Here is a 25,058-nt window from a genome sequence, read left to right as displayed (position 1 = left end):
TGATGAAGCGATCGTTCGCCCTCGTGCTGGCCACCGTTGCGCTTGCCGCCGCACTGCCCGCGGGCGCGCAGATGCTCGACGTCTATCGCACGCGCGACGACGTCGCGGCGACGCAGGCCGGGTCGATGGCATCGGCCACCGCGTGCGGCGCACGGCGCCTCGACGACCGGCCGATCGCACTCGAGGACGCCATCCTGCTGGCGATCTGCTCCCATCCGCAACTGAGCCGCACGTGGGCGGACGCACGCGCGGCGACGGCCGAGGTCGGCGTGTCGAAGGCCGCGTACCTGCCGACGCTGAACGCGACGGCCGGGATCGAGCGCGACAACGTGAACACGACCTATACAGGCGGTTTTTCCGGCGATCAGCGCAGCACCAGCCGCTACGGCATGCTCAACCTGAGCTGGGTGCTGTTCGATTTCGGCAAGCGCGGCGCGAACCTCGACCGTGCGCGTGCGTTGCTGCGCGCGGCCAATGCGGCACACGACGACGCGTTGCAGAGCGTCTTCTACGACGCAGCGCAGGCGTTCTATGCGCTGCGCGATGCGCAGGCGGCGCTCGAGGCGGCACAGGCGGTTGAACATGCCGCACAGGAGAGCCTGGCCGAAGCAAGCGCGCGGCACGACGGTGGCGCGGGCACGCTCGGCGACGCGTTGCAGGCGCAGACGACCTATCGCAAGGCGCTGCTCGATCGCGTAAGCGCGGAGGGCGACCTGCAGAACGCGATCGGCACGCTCGCGACGACGCTCGGCGCAGACGCCGATACGCCGCTGCGCATCGCCGATGCGGAGCCGTCGCCCGATCGCGACGACTTCACGCGCGGCGTCGCAAACCTGATCGCCGAAGCGAAGCGCGATCACCCAAAGCTGATCGCCGCACGCGAGCGGCTCGAAGCGGCGCGCGACCAGATCCGCGCGGTGCGCGCCCAGTCGCTGCCGACGATTTCGCTGATGGGCAGCCTCGCGCGCAACAACCCGTCATACCAGCAGCAGCCGTCGCTGTTCCAGTTGCAGAGCAGTCACAGCAATTCGGTCGGCATCCAGATTTCGATTCCGCTGTTCGAGGGATTCGCGTCCGGGTATCGCATCGCGGAGGCGAAGGCGCAGGCCGATGCGCAGGAAGCCGACGTGCGCAATACCGAACTCAAGGTGTCGCTCGACGTGTGGAAGAGCTACCAGAGCCTGCAGACCGACACGACGAACCTCGACAACTCGCAGCATCTGCTCGACACCGCGCTGCATTCGCTCGACATCGCGCGCGGCCGCTACAAGGCCGGGGTTGGCACGTTCACGGAACTGCTGAATGCGCAGTCGGCGCTCGCGGATGCGCGCCGGCAGCGGGTGCTCGCGGTGTCGAGGTGGCGCACCGCGAGACTGAAACTGGCCGAGAGCCTTGGGAGATTGGGATTATGGAACGACGCGGGTTGAACGCGGGCGACGCGCAAGCGCGCGGCTGCGCGTTCCTGTTCCCGGGACAAGGGGCGTTCTATGCGGGCGCGTTGCGGCAACTCGGGCGCGAACACCGCAGTGTGCGGCAGACGCTCGACGCGATCGACGCGGTTGCGAGCGAGCGGCTCGGCCATCCGCTGACCGGTGCGCTGTGGCGCGACGATGCGGGGCTCGATACGTGGCTGCGCGAGGCGCCCGACTTGTTGCAGCTCGGGATCTTCGGGGCATCGGTCGGGATGTTCGGCGTGCTGCGCGAACGCGGCGTCGTCCCCGACCTGCTGATCGGACACAGCTTCGGCGAGATCGCGGCGCTGGTGTGCGGCGGCATGTATTCGATCGAGCAGGGCACGCGGATCGTATGCGACAGGATTGCATCGTTGCAGGCCGCAGCGCCGGCCGACGGCATGATGGCCGCGATTTCGGCCGGCGCCGACGCGACACTCGCGCTGATCGACGCGAGCGCGATCACGTACGGGGTGCGCAACGTCTGCATCGCGGTCGAGAACCACGCGTCGCAGACCGTCGTGTCCGGCCCGCGCGACGCGCTGGAAAGTTTCGTCGCGATCTGCGCGGCGCAAGGCGTGACCGCGCAGACGCTCAGGTCTCCATATGGCTTTCATCACCCCGATCTGGCCGGCGCGCGCGCGCAGTTCGCCGCGCGGCTTGCCGAATATCGGCCCGGCGCACTCGAGATTCCGGTGTATTCGCCGATCCTCGGCCGCCGCTATAGCGGCGCCGACGATCCCGGCATGCGGCTCGCGTCGCATTTCGTGATGCCGGTGCGCTTCGCGGACGCGATTCGCGCCGCGCGCGCAGACGGCATCGCCCGCTACGTCGAGTGCGGCGCGCTCAATGCGCTGGCGCGCATCGTCGTGCGCATCGCGGGGCCGGGCGCGGTCAGGACGTTCGGCGGCCCGTCGAACGTGGCAGAGGAATCGAGCGTCGTCACGACGATCATCCGTTATTTCCAGGAGGACAGCATCATGAAAGACGATATCCGCACCGGCAACGCAAGCTTCGGCTTCGACGCGTTCTGGCGCGCGCGCGGACCGCACCTCGTCGACTGGCTCAAGGGCGAACTGCGTCACGCGTTCGACGCGGCGGCCGCGGTGCAGCCAGGCGCCGCACCGGCGGCGACGCCATTCGCGCCGCAGCCGGACCCGATCCTCGCACCCGCACCGCGCCTCGCGGCAGTGGGCGGGGCGGCGCTGACGCCGGTTCCGGTGCCGGCGGCACCGCATGCGCCGGGTGAGCCGATGACGGCGGCTGCGCCGCCCGCGGCGGTTGCAGCGGCGCGGCCCGCGCACGTGCCGCGCGAGCGGCTGTTCTCGGAGCTCGTCGATATCTACGCGCAGGCGATGGAATATCCGGCCGAGGTGTTCTCCGAATCGATCGAGCTCGAAGCCGAACTCGGTATCGACTCGGTCAAGCAGACGGAGATCATCCAGCGGATCACGGCGCGCTATGCGTTGCCGCCGCTGCCCGCGAATTTCCGCAGCGGCGACTTCAAGGCGATGGGACAGATCGTCGATTTCGTCTACGAGAACCAGGGAAAGGCGCTCGCCTGACGGCCGTGGGCCGAAACATCGGTTGGCAGGGGGGCCCTGCCCGTAATGACAAGTTCTCGATAGGCAGGCGATCCATGTCGAATACCAGCATGCGCGGCAAGCTCGTTCTCGTGACGGGCGGTGCGAAAAACGTGGGAAAGGCGATCTGCAGGCGTTTCGCCGAGCAGGGCGCGCACGTGATCCTGAATTTCTTCCATTCGCTCGACGCGTCGAAGGAGACGGCCGAGGAACTGCGCGCGCTCGGCGCGACCGTCGACGTGATCCGTGCGTCGGTCGCGCAGCAGACGCAGGTCGACCGGATGTTCGACGAGATCGAACGGCGCTACGGCCGCCTCGACGTGCTCGTCAACAATGCGGCGTCCGGCGCGCTGCTCGGCGTCGACGAGATCGGCGCAGAGCATTTCGATCGCGCGCTCGACACCAACCTGAAAGGCGCATTCTGGTGCGCACGCCGCGCCGCGGCGCTGATGGCGCGCTCGGGCGGCGGCGCGATCGTCAACGTGTCGTCGGTGGGCGCGACGCTCGTGCCCGCGAACTATCTCGTCGTCGGCACCGCGAAGGCGGCGCTCGAATCGCTGACGCGCTATCTCGCGGTCGAGTACGCGGGTCGCGAGATCCGGGTGAACGGCGCATCGTCGACGCTGATCGACGGCGACGTCGCCGCGCAGTTTCCGGACCCGGAGAACACGAAGCGCTCGAGCATCGCGGCGACGCCGCTGAAGCGGCTCGCGCGCGCGGAGGATCTTGCCGATCTCGTCGTGTTTCTCGCGTCGGATGCCGCGCGCTGGATTACCGGGCAGGTGGTCGTCGCGGATGGCGGGTTGTCGCTGTGCAGCGAAGGGTTGTCGCCGCGAGCGGAATGGGCGAGCGCCGGGCAGGATGCGGGCGCTGCCGCTGCCGTCGCGCAACCGGCCGCCCGTACGGCCGCGCCTGCCGAAGACGCACCGGACAGCGACGACGTCGCCGTGGTCGGCATGGGTCTCGCATTGCCCGGCGCGAGCGATCCGGACGCATTCTGGCGCGCGTTGCTGGACGGCCCCGAGCTGTTCGGCAACGTGCCGCGGGATCGTTGGGATTACCGGTCGTTCTATTCGCCGGATACGTCGGCGGAAGACAAGAGCTACCAGTCGCGCTCGGTCTTCATCGAACAGTTCGAACCGTGCTCGACGGTGCGCGCCGAGCTCGACGCCGGCACCGCGCCGCGCGAACTCACGACGCTGTGGTTGCGCCACGCACTGTGCCAGGCGCTCGACGGCGTGACGCTGTGCGAGGCCGACCGCGTCGCGTTTCTGGTCGGCTACACGGCGGACGGCAGCCAGCATCTCGAGGAAGGAATGGTGCTGGCCGCCGCGCGCGAGCGCCTGAACGCAGTGCTGGCCGACGCGGGCGTCGACGCGGCCGAGCGCGCGCGCCGCGTGGCCGCGATCGATGCGGTGCTGAGCGCGCGCTATGCGCGCGGCGCGGGCGATCTTGCGTCGTTCTTTCCGCACCGTGTTGGCCTGAACGCGATGAAAGGCGTGCTGCCGGAAGATGCGGAGTACATGATGGTCGACACCGCGTGTTCGTCGTCACTGTATTCGATCGATCTCGGGATCAAGGCGCTGCTGCTCGGCAAGCACGACGTGGTTGCGTGCGGCGGCGCGTTCGCGCTCGCACCGCGCGGCTCGATCCTGTTTTCGAAACTGCACGGGCTGTCGCGCAGCGGCGAGGTGCGGCCGCTCGATCGCAACTGCGACGGCGTGCTGTTCGCGGATGGCGCGGGCGTCGTGATCCTGAAGCGCCTGACGCGGGCGCGCGCGGACGGCGACCGCATTCTCGGCGTGCTGAAGTCGTTCGGCTCATCGTCGGACGGGAAGGGCAAGGCGATCTATGCGCCGAATTCGGCCGGCCAGCGCATCGCGATCGACCGCGCGTATGCGCGCACCGCGACGATGCCCGCCGACGTCGACTGGGTCGTGGCGCATGCCACCGGCACGCCGGCCGGCGATCTCGCCGAATTCCAGAGCCTGCGCGACGCGATCCGGCGCGATCGCCCGGTACAGGTGACCTCCAACAAGTCGCTGGTGGGGCATACGGGCTGGGCGGCCGGCGTCGTATCGGTGATCCAGGTGCTGCTCGGTTTGCGTCATCAGGTGATTCCGCCCCAGCATCGCTTCAGCGAACCGCCGCCGGAATTCGACCTCGGCGGCACGAACCTGCGGATCCCGGTGGCGCCCGTGGCGTGGCCGGTTCGGCGCGATTCGCCGCGCGTCGCGGCGGTGTCCGGGTTCGGCTTCGGCGGCACGAACGGCCACCTGATCGTGTCGGAGTACCGCGCCGATCTGCCCGCCGACGCCGCGAGTGGCCGCTTCAAGCGCGAACCGCTCGCGATCGTCGGGTGGTCGGCGAAGTTTCCCGGCCTCGACGGCGACGCGCAGGTCGAAGCCTGGCTGCGCGGCGAAGGCCGTGCGCCCGATGCGAGCTTCGGGATCGGCTATCCGCTGCCGAGCTTCGCGCGGGTGAAGATGCCGCCGGCCGTGTTGCGCGCGCTCGACCGCTGCCAGCTGATGGCGCTCGACGCCGCGCACGATCTGCGCGAACGCCTCGGCACGTTCTGGCGCGAGCACGCGGACACGATCGGGCTCGTGATGGGACATATGGGCCCCACGCGCAACGCGGCGCTCTATGCGAGCCGCTGCTATCTCGACGATATCGCGACGGCCGTGCTCGACGCGACGCGGCCGGACGAGCGCGCGGCGACCGAACGTCTGCTGAACGGCCTGCGCGAGACGACGCAGCAGCTCGTCGCGCCGACTACCGAAAACTCGTTCCCCGGCATGATGCCGAACGTGATCCCGGCACGCGTCGCGAACTACCACGATCTGCACGGGATGAACATGACGGTCGATGCGGGTCACGCGTCGACGCTGGCCGCGTTCGAGGCGGCCGAGCGGTTCCTGTGCAGCGGCGAGCTCGACATGGCGATCGTCGGCGGGATCAACGGCAACGTCGCGGAGGAGGTGAGCCCGGCATTCGGGCTGCCGCTCGCGGAGGGCATCGTGCTGTTCGCGGTGACGACCGTGCGGCGCGCGCAGGCCGAAGGGCTGCAGGTGCTCGCGGTCGTCGGCAACGGCGACGCGCGGGCCGCGAGCCAGCCGGCCGCGCCGTGCGACGCGATGGGGCGGGCGGTCACGTATGCGGGCGCCGATTCGGCGATCGACGTGCTGCGCGCGCTCGTTGCGCGGACATCCGGCACGACGCTGGCACGCGACAGCGGTGGCGACCGGCTGCGCTACGCACTGCACGTCGCGTGCGAACCGGCTACCGCGCAAGCGGCCGCGCCGCGCGAGCCGCAATCCTCGGCCGTGCCAGTGCCGCCGACGCCAACGGCCGCGCCCGTTGCGCCCGGCACGTTGCTGCCCGGTGCGCTGCGCCGGACCGGCGTCGCGGCCGACGGCGAACCGCTCGGCGTCGCGCGATACCGGATCGAATGGCGCGATGCGCCGTGGCGGCCGGCGGGCCGGTCGACGCCGTTCATCGCGCCGCATTGCGTGATCGTCACCGACATGCCGGAAGCGCTCGCCGCGCAGGCCGATCCGGGCCCCGGCTGCTTGGTGCTGTCGACGCGTCCGTTCGCGGGGAGCCGGCCGGGCTGGCACTGGATCGAGCGAATCGACGAAGCCGTGCTCGACGGGCTGCCCGACGACATCGGCCACGTGCGCGTGCTGACGTCGCTCGATGCGGGCGCGCTCGCGCCGGGCGCCGCGGCGCCGGCCACGCCCGCGCGGCTCGCGCTGCACGATCTCGCATTCCTCGCGATCAAGCGTTGCCATGCCGCGCTCGAGCGTGACGGCACGTTCGTCGCGCTGCTGCTCGACGCGCTCGCGGGCGAGGTTCCGCATCCGGATGCAGGGCTGTTCACCGGCCTCGTGAAAGCGCTGGCGATCGAGATGCCGAAAGCGCGTCCGGTGGCGGTGCTGACCGACGCGCGCGCGCTGCCCGATGCGCTGCGCGAAGCCGAGCGCGAAAGCGGCGCAGGCCACTGGCTGCCGGTCGTCGCGCTGGGCGGTGGACGCCGCCGCACGCCGCGCGTGGTCGAGGACGTGGGCGAACTGCGCGCGGACGAGCGCCTGTCGCTCGGCCCGGACGCGGTCGTCGTCGCGGTTGGCGGCGCGCGCGGGATCACCGGCGAGTTGATGAAGACGCTGGCCGCATATGTGCGGCCGACGCTGTACCTGATCGGCAGCAGCGCGCTCGACGACGTCGATGCGGACCTGCTCACGATGGACGACGAGGCGTTCGCGAAGAGCCGCCCCGATTACATCCGCCAGCAAAAGGCACTGCATCCGGAGCGGCCGCTGCCGGCAATCATTCGCGCGTTCGAGCGGCGCGCCGACGCACGCACGGCATGCATGAACATCGAGGCGATGCGCGCGTTCAGCGGCGCGCATCGCGTGACGTACCTGCGCGCCGACGTGCTGGATCCCGGCAGCGTGCGCACGGCCATCGACACGATTCTCGCGCGCGAGTCGCGCGTCGACCTGCTGGTCAACGCGGCCGGGCTGAACCGTTCCGCGTCGGTCCTCGTGAAGTCGCTCGACGATTTCGTCGCGGTGCGCGACATCAAGGTGCGCGGCTACTGGAACCTGCGCAACGCATTCGGCGCACGGCAGCCGCGCCTGTGGTGCAACTTCGGGTCGTTCATCGGCCTGACGGGCCAGGCGGGCGAAACCGACTACGCGTCGGGCAACGACTTCCTGAACACGCAGGCGTCGTATCACCGTGCGGCGCTCGGCCACGACGAATTCACGATCGGCTGGACACTGTGGCGCTCGGTGGGGCTCGGCTCGAATCCGGTCACGCGCGCGTTTCTCGAGAAGAGCGGCCTGTTCACGAGCATGCGCACCGCGGAAGGGCAGCATCACTTCATGCGCGAGCTCGGTCTCGGCGAGCGCGCGGCGATGTCCGTGCATCTGGGCGATGCCGAGCGGCGTGCGATCGAAACGCATCTGCCCGGCTACTTCGATCTCGATGAAGCGGCGCCGGCCGTCGCCACATCGCGCGATCCGGATTTCTATCTCGGCGGCGAACTGGCGCGCACCGACGACAGCGTGACCTTCGAGCGCGTGTTCGATCTCGAGCGCGACGCATACCTGCAGCATCACGTCGTCAACGGCTTTCCGACGCTGCCGGGCACGTTCGTGCCCGAAGTGGCCGCGGAGGCTGCGCTGCGGCTCGTGCCCGGGCTCAAGGTCGTGGGGTTCGCGGACGCGAAGTTCCTGCACTTCCTGCGCGTCTACGACGCGCAGCGGCCGAGCGTTAAGCGCATTCACGCGCGGATCGCGTCGCACGACGGCGATGCCGTGCTCGTGCACGTGCGGATTGCCGGCGACGTACTGGCGCCGGGCGGCCAGGTGCTCGTGCGCGACAAGCCGCACTTCGAGATCACCGTGCGCTTGGCCGGCGCCTACGCGCCGGCGCCGGCGTGGAGCGAACCGTCGGGCGGCGCGTTCACGCCCGTCGCCGATCCGTATCACTTCGACGCGGCGCCCGTGCGGCTGACCGGCATGTTCGTGTCGACGACCGACACCGGCATGAGCGACACGGGCAAGCAGGCGCGTTTCCGGTTGAACGTGCCGGACGGCGATCCGGTGTTCTCGCGCTTCGTGGTGCCGAGCATCCTGCTCGACGGGCTCGCGCGTGTGGCGGCGCTCGATCATGTCGCCGGCGACTACATACCGCTCGCGGCGCCGATGTCGATCGGCCGCATCGACCTGTACGAAGCCGGCAACGACTGCGAGCTGGCGGGCCGCCACGCGTCGATCGCGCTGCGCGTGACGCCACGCGATTTCGCGCTCGAAGGGCCGGCGAGCAGCGGCAACAGGTTCGTCGCGGTGCGCCCGGACGGCCGTATCCTGATGCAGATGCGCGACGTGACCGGCATCGTGACCGGCTACGTGCACCGCGTGACCGGCGCGTTCGCCACGCGCGGCGAGATCGATGCGCGGCTTGCCGCGCACGCGGCTTCCGAACAGGTGTCGGCATGAGCACGAAGCGTCTCGCACCCGGCCCGCGCGGCAGCGTCGTGATGGGCAACCTCGCGGACTACAAGCGCAATCCCGTCACGATGCTGCTGAAGCTGCAGCAGCAGTACGGCGACATCGCCCGCAACCGGCTGGGCCCGTTCCTCACGCATGCGCTCGCGCATCCGGACGGCGTCCAGCACGTGCTGCAGGACAATCACCGCAACTACGTGCGCGGCCGCTTCTACGACAACTTCAAGATGTTCTTCGGCGACGGACTGCTGACGACGGACGGCGAGTTCTGGCGGCGTCACCGGCGCGTCGTGCAGCCGCTCTTTCACCGCAAGCAGGTGGAATCGCATACGGCCGCCGTCGGCGACGCGGCGCTTGCGCTCGTCGAGCGCTGGCTGAAGCAGCCCGCGCATGTGCCGTTCGACGTTGTCGAGGAGATGATGCGCACGAGCCTGCGCATGCTCGGGCTGATGCTGTTCAACGCGGACATCTCGCGGCACGCGGACGAGGTCGGGCCGGCCGTGCGCTTCGGCATCGAGGCGATGATGCCGCAGGGCAACATGAACGATTTCGTGCCGCGCTGGATGCCGACGCCGTTCAACCGCCGGATCGCACGCGCGCGCCGCGGGATCGACACGATCGTCGATGCGATCGTCGCGGAGCATCGGGCGGGACGCTGCGAAACGAGCGACGTGATCGCGCTGCTGCTTGCCGCGCGCGACCCCGACACGGGCGCGCCGCTGACCGAGCGCGAAGTGCACGACGAGGTGATGACGGTGTTCCTCGCCGGCCACGAAACGACCGGCAGCGGGATGGCGTGGGGGCTCTATGCGCTCGCGCAGCATCCGGACGTGCTGCGCCGGCTGCGCGAGGAGCTCGATGCGGTGCTCGGCGGTCGCGCGCCTGCTGCCGACGACATCGAGCGCCTGCCGTATCTGGTACAGACCGTCGACGAGATCCTGCGGCTCTATCCGCCGATCTGGGGCTTCACGCGCGACCTGGTCGACGACGACGAGATCGGCGGCTATCACGTGCCGGCCGGCTCGTCGGTATTCATGTCGCCGTACGTCACGCATCGTCATCCGGCGCTGTGGGCCAACCCGGACGCATTCGATCCGGAAAACTTCGGATCGCACGCGCCGATACGGCACAAGTACGCGTATTTCCCGTTCGGCGGCGGGATGCGCAAGTGCATCGGCTATCAGACCGCGCTGCTGCAGATCCGCGTGCTGGTCGCGGTGGTCGCACAACACGTCGACCTGAGCGCGGTGCCCGGTCGTTCGCTCGATACGGGCGCGACGATTTCGCTGCGCCCGCGTGACGGGATTCAACTGGTCGCCCGGCCGAGATCGCGCGAGCGCGTGAGCGCCGCGCATGCGGGGCGTGACGCGCCCGTGCCGGCTTCGCGCGGCGCGGCGTGTCCGTTCACGGGCGCGCCGGCAGCGGCGGCCGGCGGCGAGCGGGCGGCAAGCGTGGCGGCGCCGGCCGCGCCCGGGCCTGCTGCCGGGCCGACGCTCGCGCCCGACGTGCTGGCGTTTCTGCAACGCGACGCGACGGCATCCGAAGCACGGCGCGACACCGACGTGGACGACGCACCGACCCACCGCTTCATGTGGCGGCCGGTCGAGATCGAACCTCTGCCCGAACGGCCGGCGGCCGAACTGAGCGGCAAGCGGATCGCGATCGTCAACGGCCTCGGCCGCACGGTCGAGCGCGTGGTGGCGGCGCTCGCGCGCGCCTGCGCGAAGCCGGCGGTGTTCGCCGCGGCCGACGGCGTCGATCCGGCGGCGGCCGCGAACGCATTCGTTGCACAGTCGGGCCCGTTCGACGGGATCGTCGATCTCGGCGTCGAAGCGCCGTTTTCGCTCGACGCGCGCGATCAGTGGGAAGCGCCGCTGCGCCGCACGGTCGCGTTGCTGCAGGCGTGCTACGGCGACTGGGTGCAGGAGGAGGCGACGTCGCGGCTGTTCTATCTCGCGCTCACCTGGCAGGACGGGCTGATGGGATATGGCGACGATGCGCTCGTGCAGCCGCTCGGCGGATTGTGGGCGGGGCTCGCAAAGACGCTGCCGCAGGAATTGCCGAACTGCAACGTGCGCGTGCTCGACATCGCGCCGGACGAAACCGGCCGCGTCGACGGGTTGATCGCACGCGAGCTGTATCGCTGGGGGCGCTTCGAGGTCGGCCATCGCAGCGGGCGCCGCCACACGCTCGTCGCGGCCCGCGCCGACCTGCCGGCGCAAGCAGCGCCCGACTGGGGGCCCGACGACGTCGTGCTGTTCTCGGGCGGCGCACGCGGCATCGGGTTCCTGGCCGCCTGCGAGATCGCGAAGCGGCATCACTGCACGGTGATCGTCACCGGCCGCGACGCGCCGCCGGCCGGCGACGAGCCCTGGCTCGTGCTGGACGACGCGGGCTTCAGGCGCTACGGCCTGGACCTGCTGCGCCAAGCGACGCCGGAACGGCCGCCCAAGGCGATCCGGCACACGCTGCAGCAACTCGAACGGCGCCGCGAGCTGAAGGCGTCGCTCGACGCCGCGGCTGCGCTCGGCCTGCCGGTGCGCTACCGGGTATGCGACGTGACCGATGCGAACGCCGTGCGCGCGCTGTGCGACGCATTCGGCGCGCGGCTGCGCGGCGTGATCCACAACGCCGGCATCGACCAGCCGGTGCGATTGCCGCGCAAGTCCGCTGACGAATTCGTCGGCACCGCGCGCGTGAAGGTGCTCGGCTTCATGAATCTGTACGCGGCGGTGCGCGAGCGGCCGCGCGTCGACTGCTTCGTCAACGTCGGCTCGCTGACCGGCCGTTGGGGCGGCATGACAGGCGAGACCGACTACGCGGCCGCGAACGAGGCACTCGCTCGGCTCGGCTGGTGGGCGCGCCGCGACGCGCCCGGGCGAGCCGTGAAGACGCTCGTGTGGCCGACGTGGGACGGCGTCGGCATGATCACGAACCTCGCCGTCACGCGGCGCTATGTGACGCCGATGCGCATCGCCGACGGCGTCCGGCACTGGCTTGCGGAACTCGCGCCGCCCACGGCGCCCGGCGGCGGCGAACCGATGTACATGGGCGCCGTCGGCCGTGCGCTGACGCCGATCCAGCTCCGCGGCTTCGATGCGGTCGACGGCTTGCCGAATCTCGGCGAACTCGCGACACGCCGGCACCACGCGGGCGAGCCGCGGCGATTCCGGCCGTTCGCGTTTTTCTCGACGCGCTATCGCGCGGCCGGCGCGCCCTATACGCGCGCATTCCGCTTCGGCGGTCGCGCAGCGGCGCCCGCGTCGCTTCTGCTCGAGCATGCGCGCGTCGTGGCCGACTGGGTTGCGCCGCCCGATGGCGAGCGCGCCTACCTGCATGAAGCGGTCGACGTGACGATCGCACTCGACGCGCTCGCCGACGCGCTCGACGTCCACGGCGATCTCGCGCTCGACACCGACGTGACCGGCCGCACGGCCGGCGACGGCTGGCGCGTGACGGTGCGTTGCGCGTCGCTCGCCGGCCGCGTGCTGCTCGATGCGACGTTCGTGTACCGGAGTCATCCGCCCGCGGGTGCGACGGTGCCGCTGCCGCACGACGGACAGGACGATGCGGTCCGGCCGGCTGCGTGCGCGATCTGGCGCGGCGACCTGCTGCCCGACGCCGAATGGCATGGCGGCATCGCGCAGGTCAGGGCCGCCGACGCCGATGCGTTGTGGCGCGCGCCGGGCGAGGGCGACGCGCGCGGCGCGGCGCCGTGCCCGCAGTTGTGGCTGCCGGTCAATCATCTGGAGAACGTGTTGCGCGTGCTGCTCGGTGCGTGGCCCGTAGACGACGAGCCGCCGCGCACGTGGCGCATCGGCAGCATCGCATTCGGCGCCGCGTGCGCCGCCGATGCCGAATTGCTGCTGCGCTATCCGGATGGCCGCTTCGCGATCGCCGATCGAGACTGCGCATCGATCGGCGATCTGCGCGACGCGCGGCTGGCCGGCGCGACCGGCACGCAGGCCGCGGCCGCGCCGGTTCTTTAAACGGAAAGGGGAGATCCACCATGACGGAGCGCAACGACGGCGCGCGGTACTGCATCATCGGCGCGGGCGCGGCGGGGATCACCGCTGCGAAGAACCTGCTCGCGGCCGGGATCGGCTTCGACGTGATCGAGCGCGAGGACGACGTCGGCGGCAACTGGTACTACGGCGTGCCGAGCGGCGCGGTGTATCGCTCGATTCACATGATCAGCTCGAAGCGGTTTTCGGCGTACACCGACTTTCCGATTCCCGACGACTACCCGACGTATGCGCGCGGCGACCAGGCGCTCGCGTACCTGCGTGCGTACGCGCGGCGCTTCGGCGTATACGACCGGATCGAGTTCGGCCGCTCGGTGCTCGAGATCGCGCCGGTCGACGGCGGCTCGGGGTGGCGCGTCGAGCTGGATCGCGGCGAAGTGCGCACCTATCGCGGCGTGATCGTCTGCAACGGGCATCTGTCGCATCCGCAACTGCCGGAGTATCCGGGCCGCTTCGACGGGCTGCAGCTGCATTCGTCGCAATACCGGACGCCAGAGATCTTTCGCGACCGGCGCGTGCTCGTGGTCGGCGCAGGCAATTCGGGCTGCGACATCGCGGTCGAAGCGTCCCACCATGCGCGCGCGGTGTTCCACAGCACGCGGCGCGGCTACTACTACTGGCCGAAATTCCTGTTCGGGATGCCGGCCGACCAGTGGGCCGAATGGCCGCTGCGGCTGCGCATGCCGCTGTGGGCGCGCCGCTTCTTCGGCGAGCGGCTGCTGCGGCTGACGACGGCCGGGCAGCCGGAGGACTACGGGCTGCGCAAGCCGGACCACAAGCTGTTCGAATCGCATTTCATCATCAACTCGACGCTGTTCTACCACCTCGGCCACGGCGATCTCGATGCGCGGCCCGACGTGCGCGAACTGAAGGGGGATCGCGTCGTGTTCGCCGACGGCCGCGAGGAGCCGGTCGACGTGATCGTCTACGCGACCGGCTATCGACCGAGCTTTCCGTTCATCGACCAGGCGCATCTGCAATGGCGCAAGCAGCAGCCGTCGCTGTACCTCAACATGTTCGACGCGCAGCATCGCGACCTGTTCTTCGTCGGGCTGTTCCAGACGTCGACCGGCAACTGGCCGCTGATGGACTATCAGGCACAACTGCTCGCGCGCTATCTGCATGCCCGCGACGCGGCGCCGCGCAAGGCCGCGCATATCGACCGGCTGATCCGGCGCGGAAGGTCGGACTGGAGCGGCGGCATCGCGTTCCATCGCACGCCGCGGCACGTGATCGAGGTCGAGCATTTCGCGTACCGGCTGCAGTTGCGGCGGCTGATACGCGGTCTGCCGGCCGTGCCGGGCGCGGCAAGCACGGATGCACGCGCCGCGCCGGCGGCTCCCGTGCGTGCGGGAGGTGCGTCATGAGCCTCGTGAGCGTCGAACACCTGTCGAAGACCTACCTGCTCGACAGCGTGCGCGTGACCGGGCTCGCCGACGTGTCGGCGACGCTCGAGGCAGGGCGCTTCACCGTGTTGAGCGGCCCGTCCGGCAGCGGCAAGACGACGCTGCTGAACATGATCGGCTGCATCGATCGCCCCGACAGCGGACGCGTGACGATCGCGGGCCACGATACCGCGTCGCTGTCCGACGATGCGCTGTCCGATTTTCGCGCGCGCCATGTCGGCTACGTGTTCCAGACCTTCAACCTGCTGCCGGTGCTGTCCGCGTACGAGAACGTCGAGTATCCGCTGCTGATGGCGGGCTGGGCGCCGGCGCGGCGCGCGGCGCGGGTGCGCGACCTGCTCGACGCGGTCGGGCTGGCCGACAAGGCGCGGCACCGGCCGAGCCAGCTGTCGGGCGGCCAGCGCCAGCGGGTCGCGATCGCGCGGGCGCTCGCGGCCGAGCCCGCGATGGTGCTGGCGGACGAACCCACCGCGAACCTCGACAGCGCGACCGGCCGCGCGATCATCGCGCTGATGCGCACGATCCAGCGCGAGCGCGACGTGTCGTTCATCGTGTCGTCGCATGATCCGCAGGTGGTGAGCGTCGCCGACGAGGTGATCCGGATTCTCGACGGCCGCATCGTCGGCCGGGAACGGGCCGGCGACGGCACGGCGGCTCAGGAGGTGTGCCGATGATCCATACACTGATGCTCGCGCTGCGCAACCTGCAGCGTAACCGCCGGCGCTCGCTGACCACGCTGCTCGCGATGATCGTCGGCGTCAGTGCGATCCTGCTGTTCGGCGGCTTCAGCCGCGACATCACGCTCGGGCTGCAAACCGACTTTGTGCAGCGCAGCGGCCACTTGCAGATCCAGCGGCAGGGCTACTTCCTGTACGGCACCGGCGATCCGGCCGCGTACGGGATCCGCAACTATCCGGCGCTGATCGACACGCTGCGGCGCGACCCGCAGCTCGCGCCGCTGCTGCAGGTCGTCACGCCGACGCTGCAGTTCGGCGGCATCGCGGGCAATTTCGCGGCCGGCGTGTCGCGCACCGTGATGGGATTCGGCGCGATTCCCGACGACCAGTACCGGATGCAGCAGTGGAACGCATACGGTTTTCCGCTGCGCCCGCGCGCGTTCGCGCTGCGCGGCAGCGCCGACGATGCGGCGGTGGTCGGTCTCGGCGTCGCGCGCGTGCTGCATCTGTGCGGGCCGCTGCACGTGCCGGATTGCCGCGATGCGCCGCCGGGGCCGGCCGCGCCCGTCGCCGCCGGCCCGGACGCGACTGCGCCGGCCGACGTGCTCGCGCTCGCGGAGGGCGAGGCCGGCACGCAGCCGGCCGGCGACGGCGCGACCCATATCGAAGTACTGACCGCGAGCGCGGGCGGCGCGCCGAACGTCGGCCGCTTCTCGGTCGTGAAGGGCGAGCAGCAGGGCGTGAAGGAACTCGACGACGTGTATCTCGCGGTGCGCCTGCCGCAGGCGCAGCGGCTCGTGTACGGCGGCGCTGCGCCGCGCGCGACCGCGATCGAGATCCAGCTCGCGCGCACCGCCGATCTGCCGGCGGCCCGCGCGCGCATCGAGCAGTTGCTGCGCGGCGGCTTCGACGGCCAACCGCTCGACGTCGTCGATTTCGCGACGCTGAACCCGTTCTACGACCAGACCAACCGGATGTTCTCGGTGATCTTCGGCTTCGTGTTCGTGCTGATCAGCGCGATCGTGCTGTTCGTGATCAGCAACACGATGAGCACCGCGATCATCGAACGCACGGTCGAGATCGGCACACTGCGCGCGATGGGCATGCGGCGCGGCGGCATTCAGGCGCTGTTCGTCTGCGAGGGCGCACTGCTCGGCGTGGCCGGCGCCTCGCTCGGCGTGCTGGTCGCGCTGGCGATCGCCGCGGGCGTCAATCACAGCGGGCTGGCCTGGACGCCGCCCGCGCGCATCGACGCGGTCGCGCTCACGGTGCGCGTGTGGGGCGAGTGGCGAACCATCGCCGTCACGTTCGCGGGGCTTGCCTGCGTGGCCGGGCTGTCCGCGTGGCTGCCGTCGCGGCACGCGGCGCGGCTGTCGATCGTCGATGCGCTGCGGCATGTGTGACGCCGTACGGATGCGGCTTTTTTTCGTTCATTTCACTTCCGAGGGAGCACACGTGCGTCGCCTGTTCGTTTCATGTTGTCTGAGTCTTTCGTTCCTGGCCGGCGCTGCGCATGCGCAGCCGGCGCCCGATCCGCAGAAGGTGCTCGCGGCGAGCGACGCGATCCGCACGCCGGAGAAATCGTTCGTGCTGACCGCGACGCTGATCGAGTACCGGTCGGGCAAGCAGGTGGACGGCAATACGCTGTCGATCTATTCCAAGCCCGACGCGCCCGGCGGCGCGTTCCGCACGCTGGTGCGCTTCGCCGCGCCGGCGCGCGACACGGGCAAGCTGATGCTGAAGAACGGCAACGACCTGTGGTTCTACGATCCCGCGAACCAGGCGAGCGTGCGGATCTCGCCGGATCAGCGGCTGCTCGGGCAGGCCGCGAACGGCGACGTCGTGACGGTCAATCTCGCGCACGACTACACGGCCGAGCTGAAGGGCGTCGAGGACATCGCCGACGGCGACCGGCAGACGCGCCGCGCGTACCGGCTCGCGCTCACCGGCCACGGCGACGGGCTCACGTACCGCCGCATCGAGCTCTGGATCGACGCGGCCAGCAACCGGCCGCTGAAGGCGCGCTTCTATTCGGAAAGCGACCGGCTGCTGAAGACCGCGTTCTACCGGCGCTACACGATGCAGCTCGGCGTCGAGCGGCCGACCGAGACCGTCATCATCGACGGCCTCGACAGCAACTGGGTCACGGTCATGCGGTTCTCCGATTACGCCTGGCGCGACATTCCCGATGCATGGCTGCAGCGCGACTACCTGTCCCGCTTCCAGGCGCAATGACGGTGCGACGTCGATGCCGGATCGCCGCGCTCGCGTGCATGCTGCTGCCGGCGCTCGCGCGTGCGGCGGCGGCCGCCGGCGCGGAGGCGGCGAGCGGCGCGGGCGGGGTGGACGCGGCCGATGCCGCGGCGCTCGATCTCGCCGATCGGCCTGCCGCGGTGCCAGTCGATACCGCGAAGCCGTGGAAGCTCGACGTGCAGGACGCGGTGCGCGCGAGCCGCTATCGCGACGGCGCGGACGCCGGGCGCAACCAGCTGTCGGTCGAATTCGAGTACGGGCAGTGGCTGACGCCGACGTTCGCCGCGCACTTCTCGATGCGCTTCGACCGCTTCGATCCGCTCGGGACATCGCGCACGTCGTCGCGCGACGTGACGCTGGTGAAGGAGGCGTATGCAAGCTGGCGCGTGGCGCCGACCTTCGTCGTCGACGCGGGGCGCGTAAACGAGCGGCTCGGCGCGGCGATCGGCTACAACCCGACCGATTTCTTTCGCGCGGGCGCGGTGAGCCTCGACGTGCCGCCCGATCCGGACAGTCGCCACACGAACCGGCTTGGTACGGTCGCGCTGCGCGCGCAGCAGGTGTGGGACACGGGCTCGCTCGCGGCGCTGCTTTCGCCGCGGCTCGCGCGCCGCAGCCTGCCGGGCGATCCGGCCGCATCGTCCGACCTGCGGCGCACCAATGGCGTCGATCGCTGGATGCTCGTCGCGAGCCAGCGGCTGGGCGCGGCGATCCAGCCGCAATGGATCGTCTACGGCGAAAGCGGGCAGGCGCCGCAGTTCGGCCAGAATCTGAGCGTGCTGCTCGGCAACTCGGTGGTCGCCTATGTCGAATGGGCGGGCGGCTACCGGCGCTCGCTGATCGCGCGCGCGACCGGCGCGGCCGGCGACAGCGCATTCCGCACGAGTTCGTCGGTGGGCGCGACCTGGACGCTGCCGATCGACCTGTCGCTGAGCGCCGAATTCCAGAGCAACGGCGGCGGCGCGGACGCCGCGCAATGGCGTTCGCTGCAGCGCGCGACCCCGGCCGCATGGGGCCGCGCGGTGCAGACGTCGATCGCCGCGCAGGAATTGCAAACCCGCCACGGCGTGTTCCTGATGGCCGCATGGCGCAATATCGGCGTGCGCCGTCTCGACCTGTCGGGTTTCGTGCAGGCCGATCTTGGCGGCGGCCGGCAATACTGGCTCGAGCTGCGGCGGCGCTTCGACCGGTTCGACATCGCGCTGCAATGGCTGCATCAGGGCGGGCCGGCGTGGAGCCGCTTCGGTGCGATGCCGGAATCGGGCAGCGTGCAGGTGCTGGGCATTTTTTATCGATGATGCAAGGAGAGTTCGAATGAGCAAACGCGCGCTTCAGGCGGCGACCGCCGTGCTTGCGCTGGTCCCGTCGATCACCGGGGTGCTCGGCATGATGGGCATCCACGATCCGCTGTACGCGTCGCTCGGCATCGCGCTGCCGGCCGACGCGACGCTCGACGGCAACCTGCGCTTCTACGCGGGCGTCTGGTTCGGGCTCGGGCTCGCGGCGTTCTCGGTGATCCCGGCGATCGAGCGTCAGGGGCGGCTGTTCGCGACGCTGTGGACGATGATCTTCCTCGGCGGCATCGGGCGGCTGATTTCGCTCGCGGCGCTCGGGCTGCCGTGGCCGCCGTTCGTCGGCTTCACGGTGCTCGAAGTCGTCGGCGCGCCGTTGTTCATCGCGTGGCAGCGGCGCGTGGCCGCTCACGCAACGTTGGGGAACGCGCATGCATGACATCGACATCGATATCGCACGACGCGCCACGCCGGTGCGACGCCTTTTGCGCGCGTACGCGCGGTTCCTGGCCGGTGCCGCGCTGCTCGCCTGCGTCGGCCTGGCCGCGCCTGCGGCCCGTGCGCAGACGGCGGCCGGCGCCGCGCTCGACGACTACGCGGCAACCCGCTATCCGATCGTTCTCGTGCACGGCCTGACCGGCACCGACGACTATTTCGGCGTGGTGCCTTACTGGTACGGGATGCAGATGGACCTTCAGCGGCATGGCGCGACGGTCTACGTCGCCGACCTGTCGGGGTTTCAGAGCGACCTCGGCCCGAATGGACGCGGCGAGCAGCTGCTCGCCTATGTGAAGCAGGTGCTGGCGGTCACGGGCGCGGCCAAGGTGAACCTGATCGGGCACAGCCAGGGCGGGCTGACGTCGCGCTACGTGGCGTCGGTCGCGCCCGCGCTCGTCGCGTCGGTCACGACGATCGCGACACCGCACCGCGGCTCGCAGTTCGCCGACTTCGTGCTCGCCGCGCTGAAGCTCGACCCGACGGGCATCTCGACACCGGTGTTCGGAGCGCTGCTGAACCTGTTCGGCATCCTGACCAGCGACACGCACAACACGAACCAGGACGCGATCGCCGCGCTCGACGCGCTCGGCACGACCCGGACCGCGCAGTTCAACCAGCTGTTCCCGAGTCCGGGTCTCGGTGCGGGCGCGTGCCGCACCGGCGCGCCGGCCGAGACCATCGGCGGCAACGTGCATCTGCTGTATTCGTGGAGCGGTGCCGCATACCAGCCGGTGTCGCTGCTCGGCATCGTGACGGGCGCCGCCGATACCAGCGTGATTCCGGTGATCGACCCGGCGAACCTGCTGGATCCGTCGACGCTCGTGTTCCTGACGGCCGGCAACGTGATGGCGCTGGCCAGCGCGGGGCCGAACGACGGCTTCACGTCAACCTGCAGTTCGATGTTCGGCACGGTGATCTCGACGCGCTACCGCTGGAATCACTTCGACGCGATCAATCAGTTGCTCGGCATCCGCGGCGCGTATGCGGAAGATCCGGTCGCCGCGCTGCGCGTGCATGCGAACCGGCTGAAGCTGCAGGGCGTTTGAACGATGACGGTCCGGACGGTGCTGTCTCGCGCCGCGCTCCATGGCGCCGTCGGCATGCTCGCGGCCGCGGCGGTGTGGCATGCGCTCGACCGGCCGGCGGCGTCGACGCAAGCCGTTGCGCTGCCTGCCGTGCGCGTCGCGGTGCCCGACGCGGCGGTGCTGCGGCCCGTGCCTGCCGCGTCCGATGCCGCACCTCCCGCATCGCTGGCGGGTTCGCGCGCGCCGCGCCTGCCGCTCGGGCCGGACGGGCGTCTCGCGAAACTGCGTGCGGTGCGGGAATTCTTCGATTACTTCCTGCTCGCGCAGCACGACCTGACGCCGGCCGCGCTCGACGCGCTGGTCGCGCGGGAGGTTGCGGCGCAGCCGATCGGCGATCCGGCGCAGCGCGAAGCGCTCGACCTGTGGCCGCGCTATCGTGCGTGCGTTGCCGCGTTCGATGCGCAGCCGGGCGCCGTGCAACCCGGCACGCGTATCGATCCGGACGCGATCGCGGGCGAGCTCGAGCGCCGGGCGGCACTCGCGAGCCGCTGGCTCGGCGGCTGGAGCACACCGTTCTTCGCCGACGCGTTCCGGCAGCAGCATGACGATCTCGACCGGATCCGGATTGCGCGCGATCCGGCATTGAGCGACGCGCAGAAGCGCGCACGCCTGGCGGCGCTCGACCAATCGCTGCCGCCGGACATGCGCGACGCACACGAGCGGCTCGCGCGGCAACGCGAGGCCCTCGTGACGGTTGCACGGCTCGACGCGCAGCGCGCGACGCCCGATGCGCTGCATGCGCAGCTCGGCGCCGACATCGCCGCGCGCGTCGTGCGGCTGCGGCAGGACGACGATACATGGCAGGCGCGCTATCGCGACCATGCGGCCGAACGTGATCGGCTCGCCGCACAGCAGCTTGCGCCGGATGCGCGCGATGCACAGCTCGCGCAATTGCTGCGACGAGACTTTCCGGATCCGGCGGACGCATTGCGTGCTGCGTCGCTGGACGCGGACAGTGCGGCCATCACCGCTCGCCAGCACGCACGATAGCCGCCCGGCGCCGGCATCCCGGGCAGGCGTCGTCATGGATAGCTCACGTTCGCCATTGGAGAAGTGTGGGATATGTCACTCAGTCCGCATTATTTCGATGGAGGAATGATTTTTATTTTCAGGATTAACTACATTCCGTCGCGTTGGCCGCTATTCGGAATTTTCAATGATTCACTGGGAAGGTGTCTTTGCAAGGGCGGTATTTAAATCACCGATAATTGATTGACCAAGCAAATATCTTCGGGCGACGCCTGAAACTGTCAAATTACTTCATGTAACAAAGCCGGAGTGGCGCGGACGGCAGGGCTGCGTGATACCTTTTTACTTAAGTAGACCGTAAGGAAAACGGCAAAACCGGAAAACCGGTTCGTTTTATCGCTGCATGAAGATTCGGTGGCCGAGGGGCAGGAATACAACGTACGAGGTGCACCGTGATACATCAGGCCAACAATGTCATCGAGTTTCCGCATGCGCTTGGTGCCAATCAATTCCTGTCTGCGCTCGACGGAATCAGCCGTGCGGAATTGGCGCCTCATTTGATGCTTTCGAATCTCGAGACCGGCCAGGTGCTATGCGGTGCCGGCGAGAATCTGGGGGCCGTCTATTTTCCGGTAACGGCGGGTATTTCGCTGCAATACACGACAGGCGGCAAGACGGCGCTCGGCGTGACGGAAATCGGCCGCGAAGGCATCGTGTGCGACGACGTCATCGGCAGCACGATGCAGCGCCGCGTCGTCGTCTATCACGGCGGATTCGCGTATCGGCTGTATGCGAGCCGTTTCGTCGACGCGTGCGCCGCATCGGCGGCGCTCAGGCGGCAGGTCTTCGTGCGGATGCAACTGGTGCTCTCCCAGGCGTCGCAGGTCATGTTCTGCAGCCGCCATCACGTGATGCGACATCAAGCGAGCCGCTGGCTGCTGATAGCCTACGAGCGCTCGCGCAGCATCGAAATCCCGGTCACACACGGCGCACTGGGCCAGATGCTGGCCGTGCGCCGCGAGACCATCACCGATACCGTGCGACAGCTCCACGAGCTCGGCCTGATCCATCAGCATCGCGGTGCCATCGTGCTGACGGATCTTGCCCGTCTCGAAGAGCAGGGCTGCGACTGCCATCGGGTCATCCGCGACGAAACGCGCCGCATTCTCGCGATCGAGGCCGGTACCGAAGCCGGTGTCGGGTGGTCGCGACGCGCCCCGACGACCTAGTGGCCTGAGCATCCTGCCGTGCGGCCGGCACCGGCGTGCCGCCGCGACTGCATGAGCGCCGGCGCGTCGCGCGCATGGAAGGGGAGAGGTCCGAACGCAAGACGCGTCGCGACGCGGCTGGCCGGCGGCATCGAGAAGAATCAGAAAAGCAGTCAATCGGGTATGGAAAACATTTCGAAGCGCCAGAGTCAGCGCAGCTCGTTTCACGTGTGGCCATGGAGTCCGGCGCTCGGCATCCTGCCGATCGTCGTCGTGATCGTCGCGCTGGCCGGGTTCGTCGCCGTCAGCCTGATCGTGATCATGTCGCTGCGCGTGTACGTCGGCGGCGAAAGCAGCTGGTCGAAGGCGCAGAAGGACGAGATCATCCTGCTGACCCGCTACGGACAGACCGGTGACGAAAAGCTGTTCGACGATTACCTGACGGTTGACCGGACCCTCACGTTTCTCGGCGTCGCCCGCCGCGCGATGATCAGCGTGCCGCCGGACCACCGCGCGGCGCGCCAGGCGCTGATCGAGGCGGGCATCAATCCCGTCGATGCGGTGGCGGTGGTGTGGTTCTATCCGATCCTGAGCAGCTTCGCGCGCCTGAACGCCGCGTTGCAATACTGGGAGGACGCGGACCGGCAACTGGTCAACCTGCGCGCGATCGCCAACGCGTTGCGCGAGTCCGTGCATGCGGACGACGTCCGGCGCACGAGCCGCCTGAACCGCGCGATCTGGGACTTCAACTTGCACATCGAGCCGCTGCCGAAGCGCTTCTCCGACGAACTGAGCGCCGAATTCCGCTCGGCCGTCATCCTGCTGTTCCTGTCGTACGTCGCGGCCTCGCTGTTGATCGTTCTGCTGTCGGTGCGATGGGCGAGCCGCGCGCAGCGCCAGCAGGCGTCGATGCAGACCGAGCTGGACCGTAGCCAGGCGTTCGCGGAAGCGGCGCTGCGCTCGGTGGCCGACGCGATCGTCACGATCGGCCTCACGCGCAGCATCGAGACCGTCAATCCGGCGGCCGAGCAGTTGCTCGGCGCGCCGTCGCGGCTGTGTGTCGGCAAGCCGATCAACGACGTCCTCGATCTGATCGATACGTCGACCGGCATGTCGATCAAGCTGCTCGCGTCGCTCAGCAACAGCGGCGATCACACGTTCACCCGCGATCTCGACCTGATCCGCGTGTGCGGCTCGGCGGTGCCGGTGCGCGCGTCGCTGTCCAGGATGGACAATACCGCGGGCCGTTGCGTCGGTTACGTGCTGATCCTGCGCGACATGACGCGCGAATACCAGTTGATCGAGAAGCTGACCTGGCAGGCGTCGCACGATGCGCTGACCGGCCTTATCAATCGCACGGCGTTCGAGCAGCGCCTGGGCGACGCGCTGACGCACCGCGGCGGCGGGATGTTGATGGTTCTCGACCTGGACGGATTCAAGGAAGTCAACGACGTGTGCGGGCACGCGGCCGGCGATGCGCTGCTGCGCGACGCGACCGCGGTGTTCGCGCGCTGCCTCGAGGACGACGATGTGTTCGGCCGGCTGGGCGGCGACGAATTCGGCATCCTGTTGCCGGCCCGCCGCAACGGGCCGCCGGACGACGGCAAGGCGGAGCGCATCCGGGCGTATCTCGAGGATTTCACGTTCCTGTGGGAAGGCGAGCCGTTCAAGATCAGCGTGAGCATCGGCGTGCTGGATCTCGCCTGTCGGCCCGAGAGCGTCGAGAAGGCGATGCATATGGCCGACATCGCGTGTTACATCGCGAAGGACCGCGGCCGCAACCGCGTGCACGTCTCGGATTCGCGCGACATGAACTCGGGACGCCAGGCGTATCACATGCAGTGGAGCCGCCGCGTGAAGACGGCGCTCGAAACGAATTCGTTCCAGTTATATGCGCAACGCATCGTGCCGATCCAGCCGGCGCACGGCGCGCAGGAGCGCGTGGAGATCCTGCTGCGCATCCCGGACGCCGACGGCAAGCTGATCTCGCCGGTCTTTCTGCCGGCCGCCGAGCGCTACGGTCACATGACGATGATCGACCGCTGGGTCGTGAGTACCGTGATCCGGCGTCTCGCGCGGCTCGAACGGCGCCAGTACGTCGAATACAACGTGAACCTGTCGGCGATGTCGATCACCGACGAGCGCTTCGTGGAGTTCGCGATCGCCGAGCTGTTGGCGTCGGGGCTGGACCCGGCGCTGCTGTGCTTCGAAATCACGGAGACGAGCGCGGTCCGCAACCTGGAGGTCGCGTCGCGTTTCATGTACGAGCTGCGCGACCTCGGCTGCCGCTTCGCGCTCGACGACTTCGGCGCCGGCATGTCGTCGTTCTCGTATCTGCGCCAGTTGCCGATCGACTACCTGAAGATCGACGGCGGCCTCGTGGCGACCATGACGTCCGACAGCATCAAGCGCGGCATCGCGTCCGCCATCAACGACATTGCACACGTGATGCAGTACCGCACCGTTGCCGAGCACGTCGAGGACGCGGAGACGGCCGAGATGCTTCGCGCGCTGGGCGTCGACTATTGCCAGGGCTATTACTTCAGCCGCCCCGCACCCTGGCAGGAAGGGGGATTCCATTGAACCAAGCGAGG

The 25,058-nt window shown here is 69.4% G+C and carries 15 protein-coding genes; 14 read left to right on the top strand and 1 reads right to left on the bottom strand.

Annotated features, from left to right (window positions below; genetic code table 11):
- The first annotated feature begins 2 nt into the window (after positions 1-2).
- The 12 genes from B7G54_RS16035 (at position 3) to B7G54_RS15980 (ending at position 21,277) form a co-directional block, all read left to right on the top strand.
- Positions 3-1,427, top strand: a complete 1,425-nt coding sequence (locus B7G54_RS16035; RefSeq protein ID WP_425266493.1) for a TolC family protein — start codon at positions 3-5, stop codon at positions 1,425-1,427.
- A complete protein-coding gene (locus tag B7G54_RS16030; RefSeq protein ID WP_085039934.1) occupies positions 1,409-3,016 on the top strand; it encodes an acyltransferase domain-containing protein in 1,608 nt (535 codons plus the stop codon). The genes B7G54_RS16035 and B7G54_RS16030 overlap by 19 nt, the downstream gene beginning before the upstream one ends.
- Before the next feature lie 74 nt (positions 3,017-3,090).
- A complete protein-coding gene (locus B7G54_RS16025; protein WP_085039933.1) occupies positions 3,091-9,042 on the top strand; it encodes an SDR family oxidoreductase in 5,952 nt (1,983 codons plus the stop codon).
- Positions 9,039-13,040 (top strand): cytochrome P450, encoded by a 4,002-nt coding sequence (locus tag B7G54_RS16020; RefSeq protein WP_085039932.1) that lies wholly within the window; start codon positions 9,039-9,041, stop codon positions 13,038-13,040. Before B7G54_RS16025 ends, B7G54_RS16020 begins: the two co-directional genes overlap by 4 nt.
- Before the next feature lie 20 nt (positions 13,041-13,060).
- Entirely contained in the window at positions 13,061-14,443 is a 1,383-nt protein-coding gene (locus B7G54_RS16015; protein WP_085039931.1) for a flavin-containing monooxygenase, read from the top strand.
- Entirely contained in the window at positions 14,440-15,156 is a 717-nt protein-coding gene (locus tag B7G54_RS16010) for an ABC transporter ATP-binding protein (RefSeq protein ID WP_085039930.1), read from the top strand. Before B7G54_RS16015 ends, B7G54_RS16010 begins: the two co-directional genes overlap by 4 nt.
- Complete coding sequence (locus B7G54_RS16005; RefSeq protein WP_106408980.1) at positions 15,156-16,562, top strand: ABC transporter permease; 1,407 nt, start codon at positions 15,156-15,158, stop codon at positions 16,560-16,562. Before B7G54_RS16010 ends, B7G54_RS16005 begins: the two co-directional genes overlap by 1 nt.
- 52 nt (positions 16,563-16,614) lie before the next feature.
- Positions 16,615-17,394: an outer membrane lipoprotein-sorting protein gene (locus B7G54_RS16000; RefSeq protein ID WP_085039928.1), complete on the top strand. Its 780-nt coding sequence runs from the start codon at positions 16,615-16,617 to the stop codon at positions 17,392-17,394.
- 20 nt (positions 17,395-17,414) lie between these two features.
- Positions 17,415-18,710 carry a hypothetical protein gene (locus B7G54_RS15995; protein ID WP_425266492.1) on the top strand — a complete coding sequence of 432 codons (1,296 nt, stop codon included), beginning with the start codon at positions 17,415-17,417 and terminating at the stop codon, positions 18,708-18,710.
- Positions 18,711-18,726: 16 nt separating this feature from the next.
- Positions 18,727-19,143: a DUF4345 domain-containing protein gene (locus B7G54_RS15990; RefSeq protein ID WP_085039926.1), complete on the top strand. Its 417-nt coding sequence runs from the start codon at positions 18,727-18,729 to the stop codon at positions 19,141-19,143.
- A complete protein-coding gene (locus B7G54_RS15985) occupies positions 19,136-20,248 on the top strand; it encodes an esterase/lipase family protein (RefSeq protein ID WP_085039925.1) in 1,113 nt (370 codons plus the stop codon). The genes B7G54_RS15990 and B7G54_RS15985 overlap by 8 nt, the downstream gene beginning before the upstream one ends.
- A gap of 3 nt (positions 20,249-20,251) precedes the next feature.
- On the top strand, positions 20,252-21,277 hold the full coding sequence (locus B7G54_RS15980; RefSeq protein WP_085039924.1) for a lipase secretion chaperone: 1,026 nt from the start codon (positions 20,252-20,254) through the stop codon (positions 21,275-21,277).
- Positions 21,278-21,537: 260 nt separating this feature from the next.
- Here the strand turns inward: B7G54_RS15980 and B7G54_RS39045 are convergent, their stop codons facing one another.
- Complete coding sequence (locus tag B7G54_RS39045) at positions 21,538-21,813, bottom strand: hypothetical protein (protein WP_165765578.1); 276 nt, start codon at positions 21,811-21,813, stop codon at positions 21,538-21,540.
- Here B7G54_RS39045 and B7G54_RS15975 point away from each other — a divergent pair.
- Positions 21,709-22,485 (top strand): Crp/Fnr family transcriptional regulator, encoded by a 777-nt coding sequence (locus tag B7G54_RS15975; RefSeq protein ID WP_085039923.1) that lies wholly within the window; start codon positions 21,709-21,711, stop codon positions 22,483-22,485. The two genes, B7G54_RS39045 and B7G54_RS15975, sit on opposite strands and share 105 nt — an antisense overlap.
- 162 nt (positions 22,486-22,647) lie before the next feature.
- Entirely contained in the window at positions 22,648-25,047 is a 2,400-nt protein-coding gene (locus tag B7G54_RS15970) for a putative bifunctional diguanylate cyclase/phosphodiesterase (protein ID WP_085039922.1), read from the top strand.
- The last annotated feature ends 11 nt before the right edge of the window (positions 25,048-25,058 follow it).

The organism is Burkholderia puraquae, from assembly GCF_002099195.1.
GTDB classification, from domain to species: Bacteria; Pseudomonadota; Gammaproteobacteria; order Burkholderiales; family Burkholderiaceae; genus Burkholderia; species Burkholderia puraquae.
The sequence above is the reverse complement of the archived record's forward strand: the minus strand, read 5'-3'. Positions and strand labels throughout refer to the sequence as shown.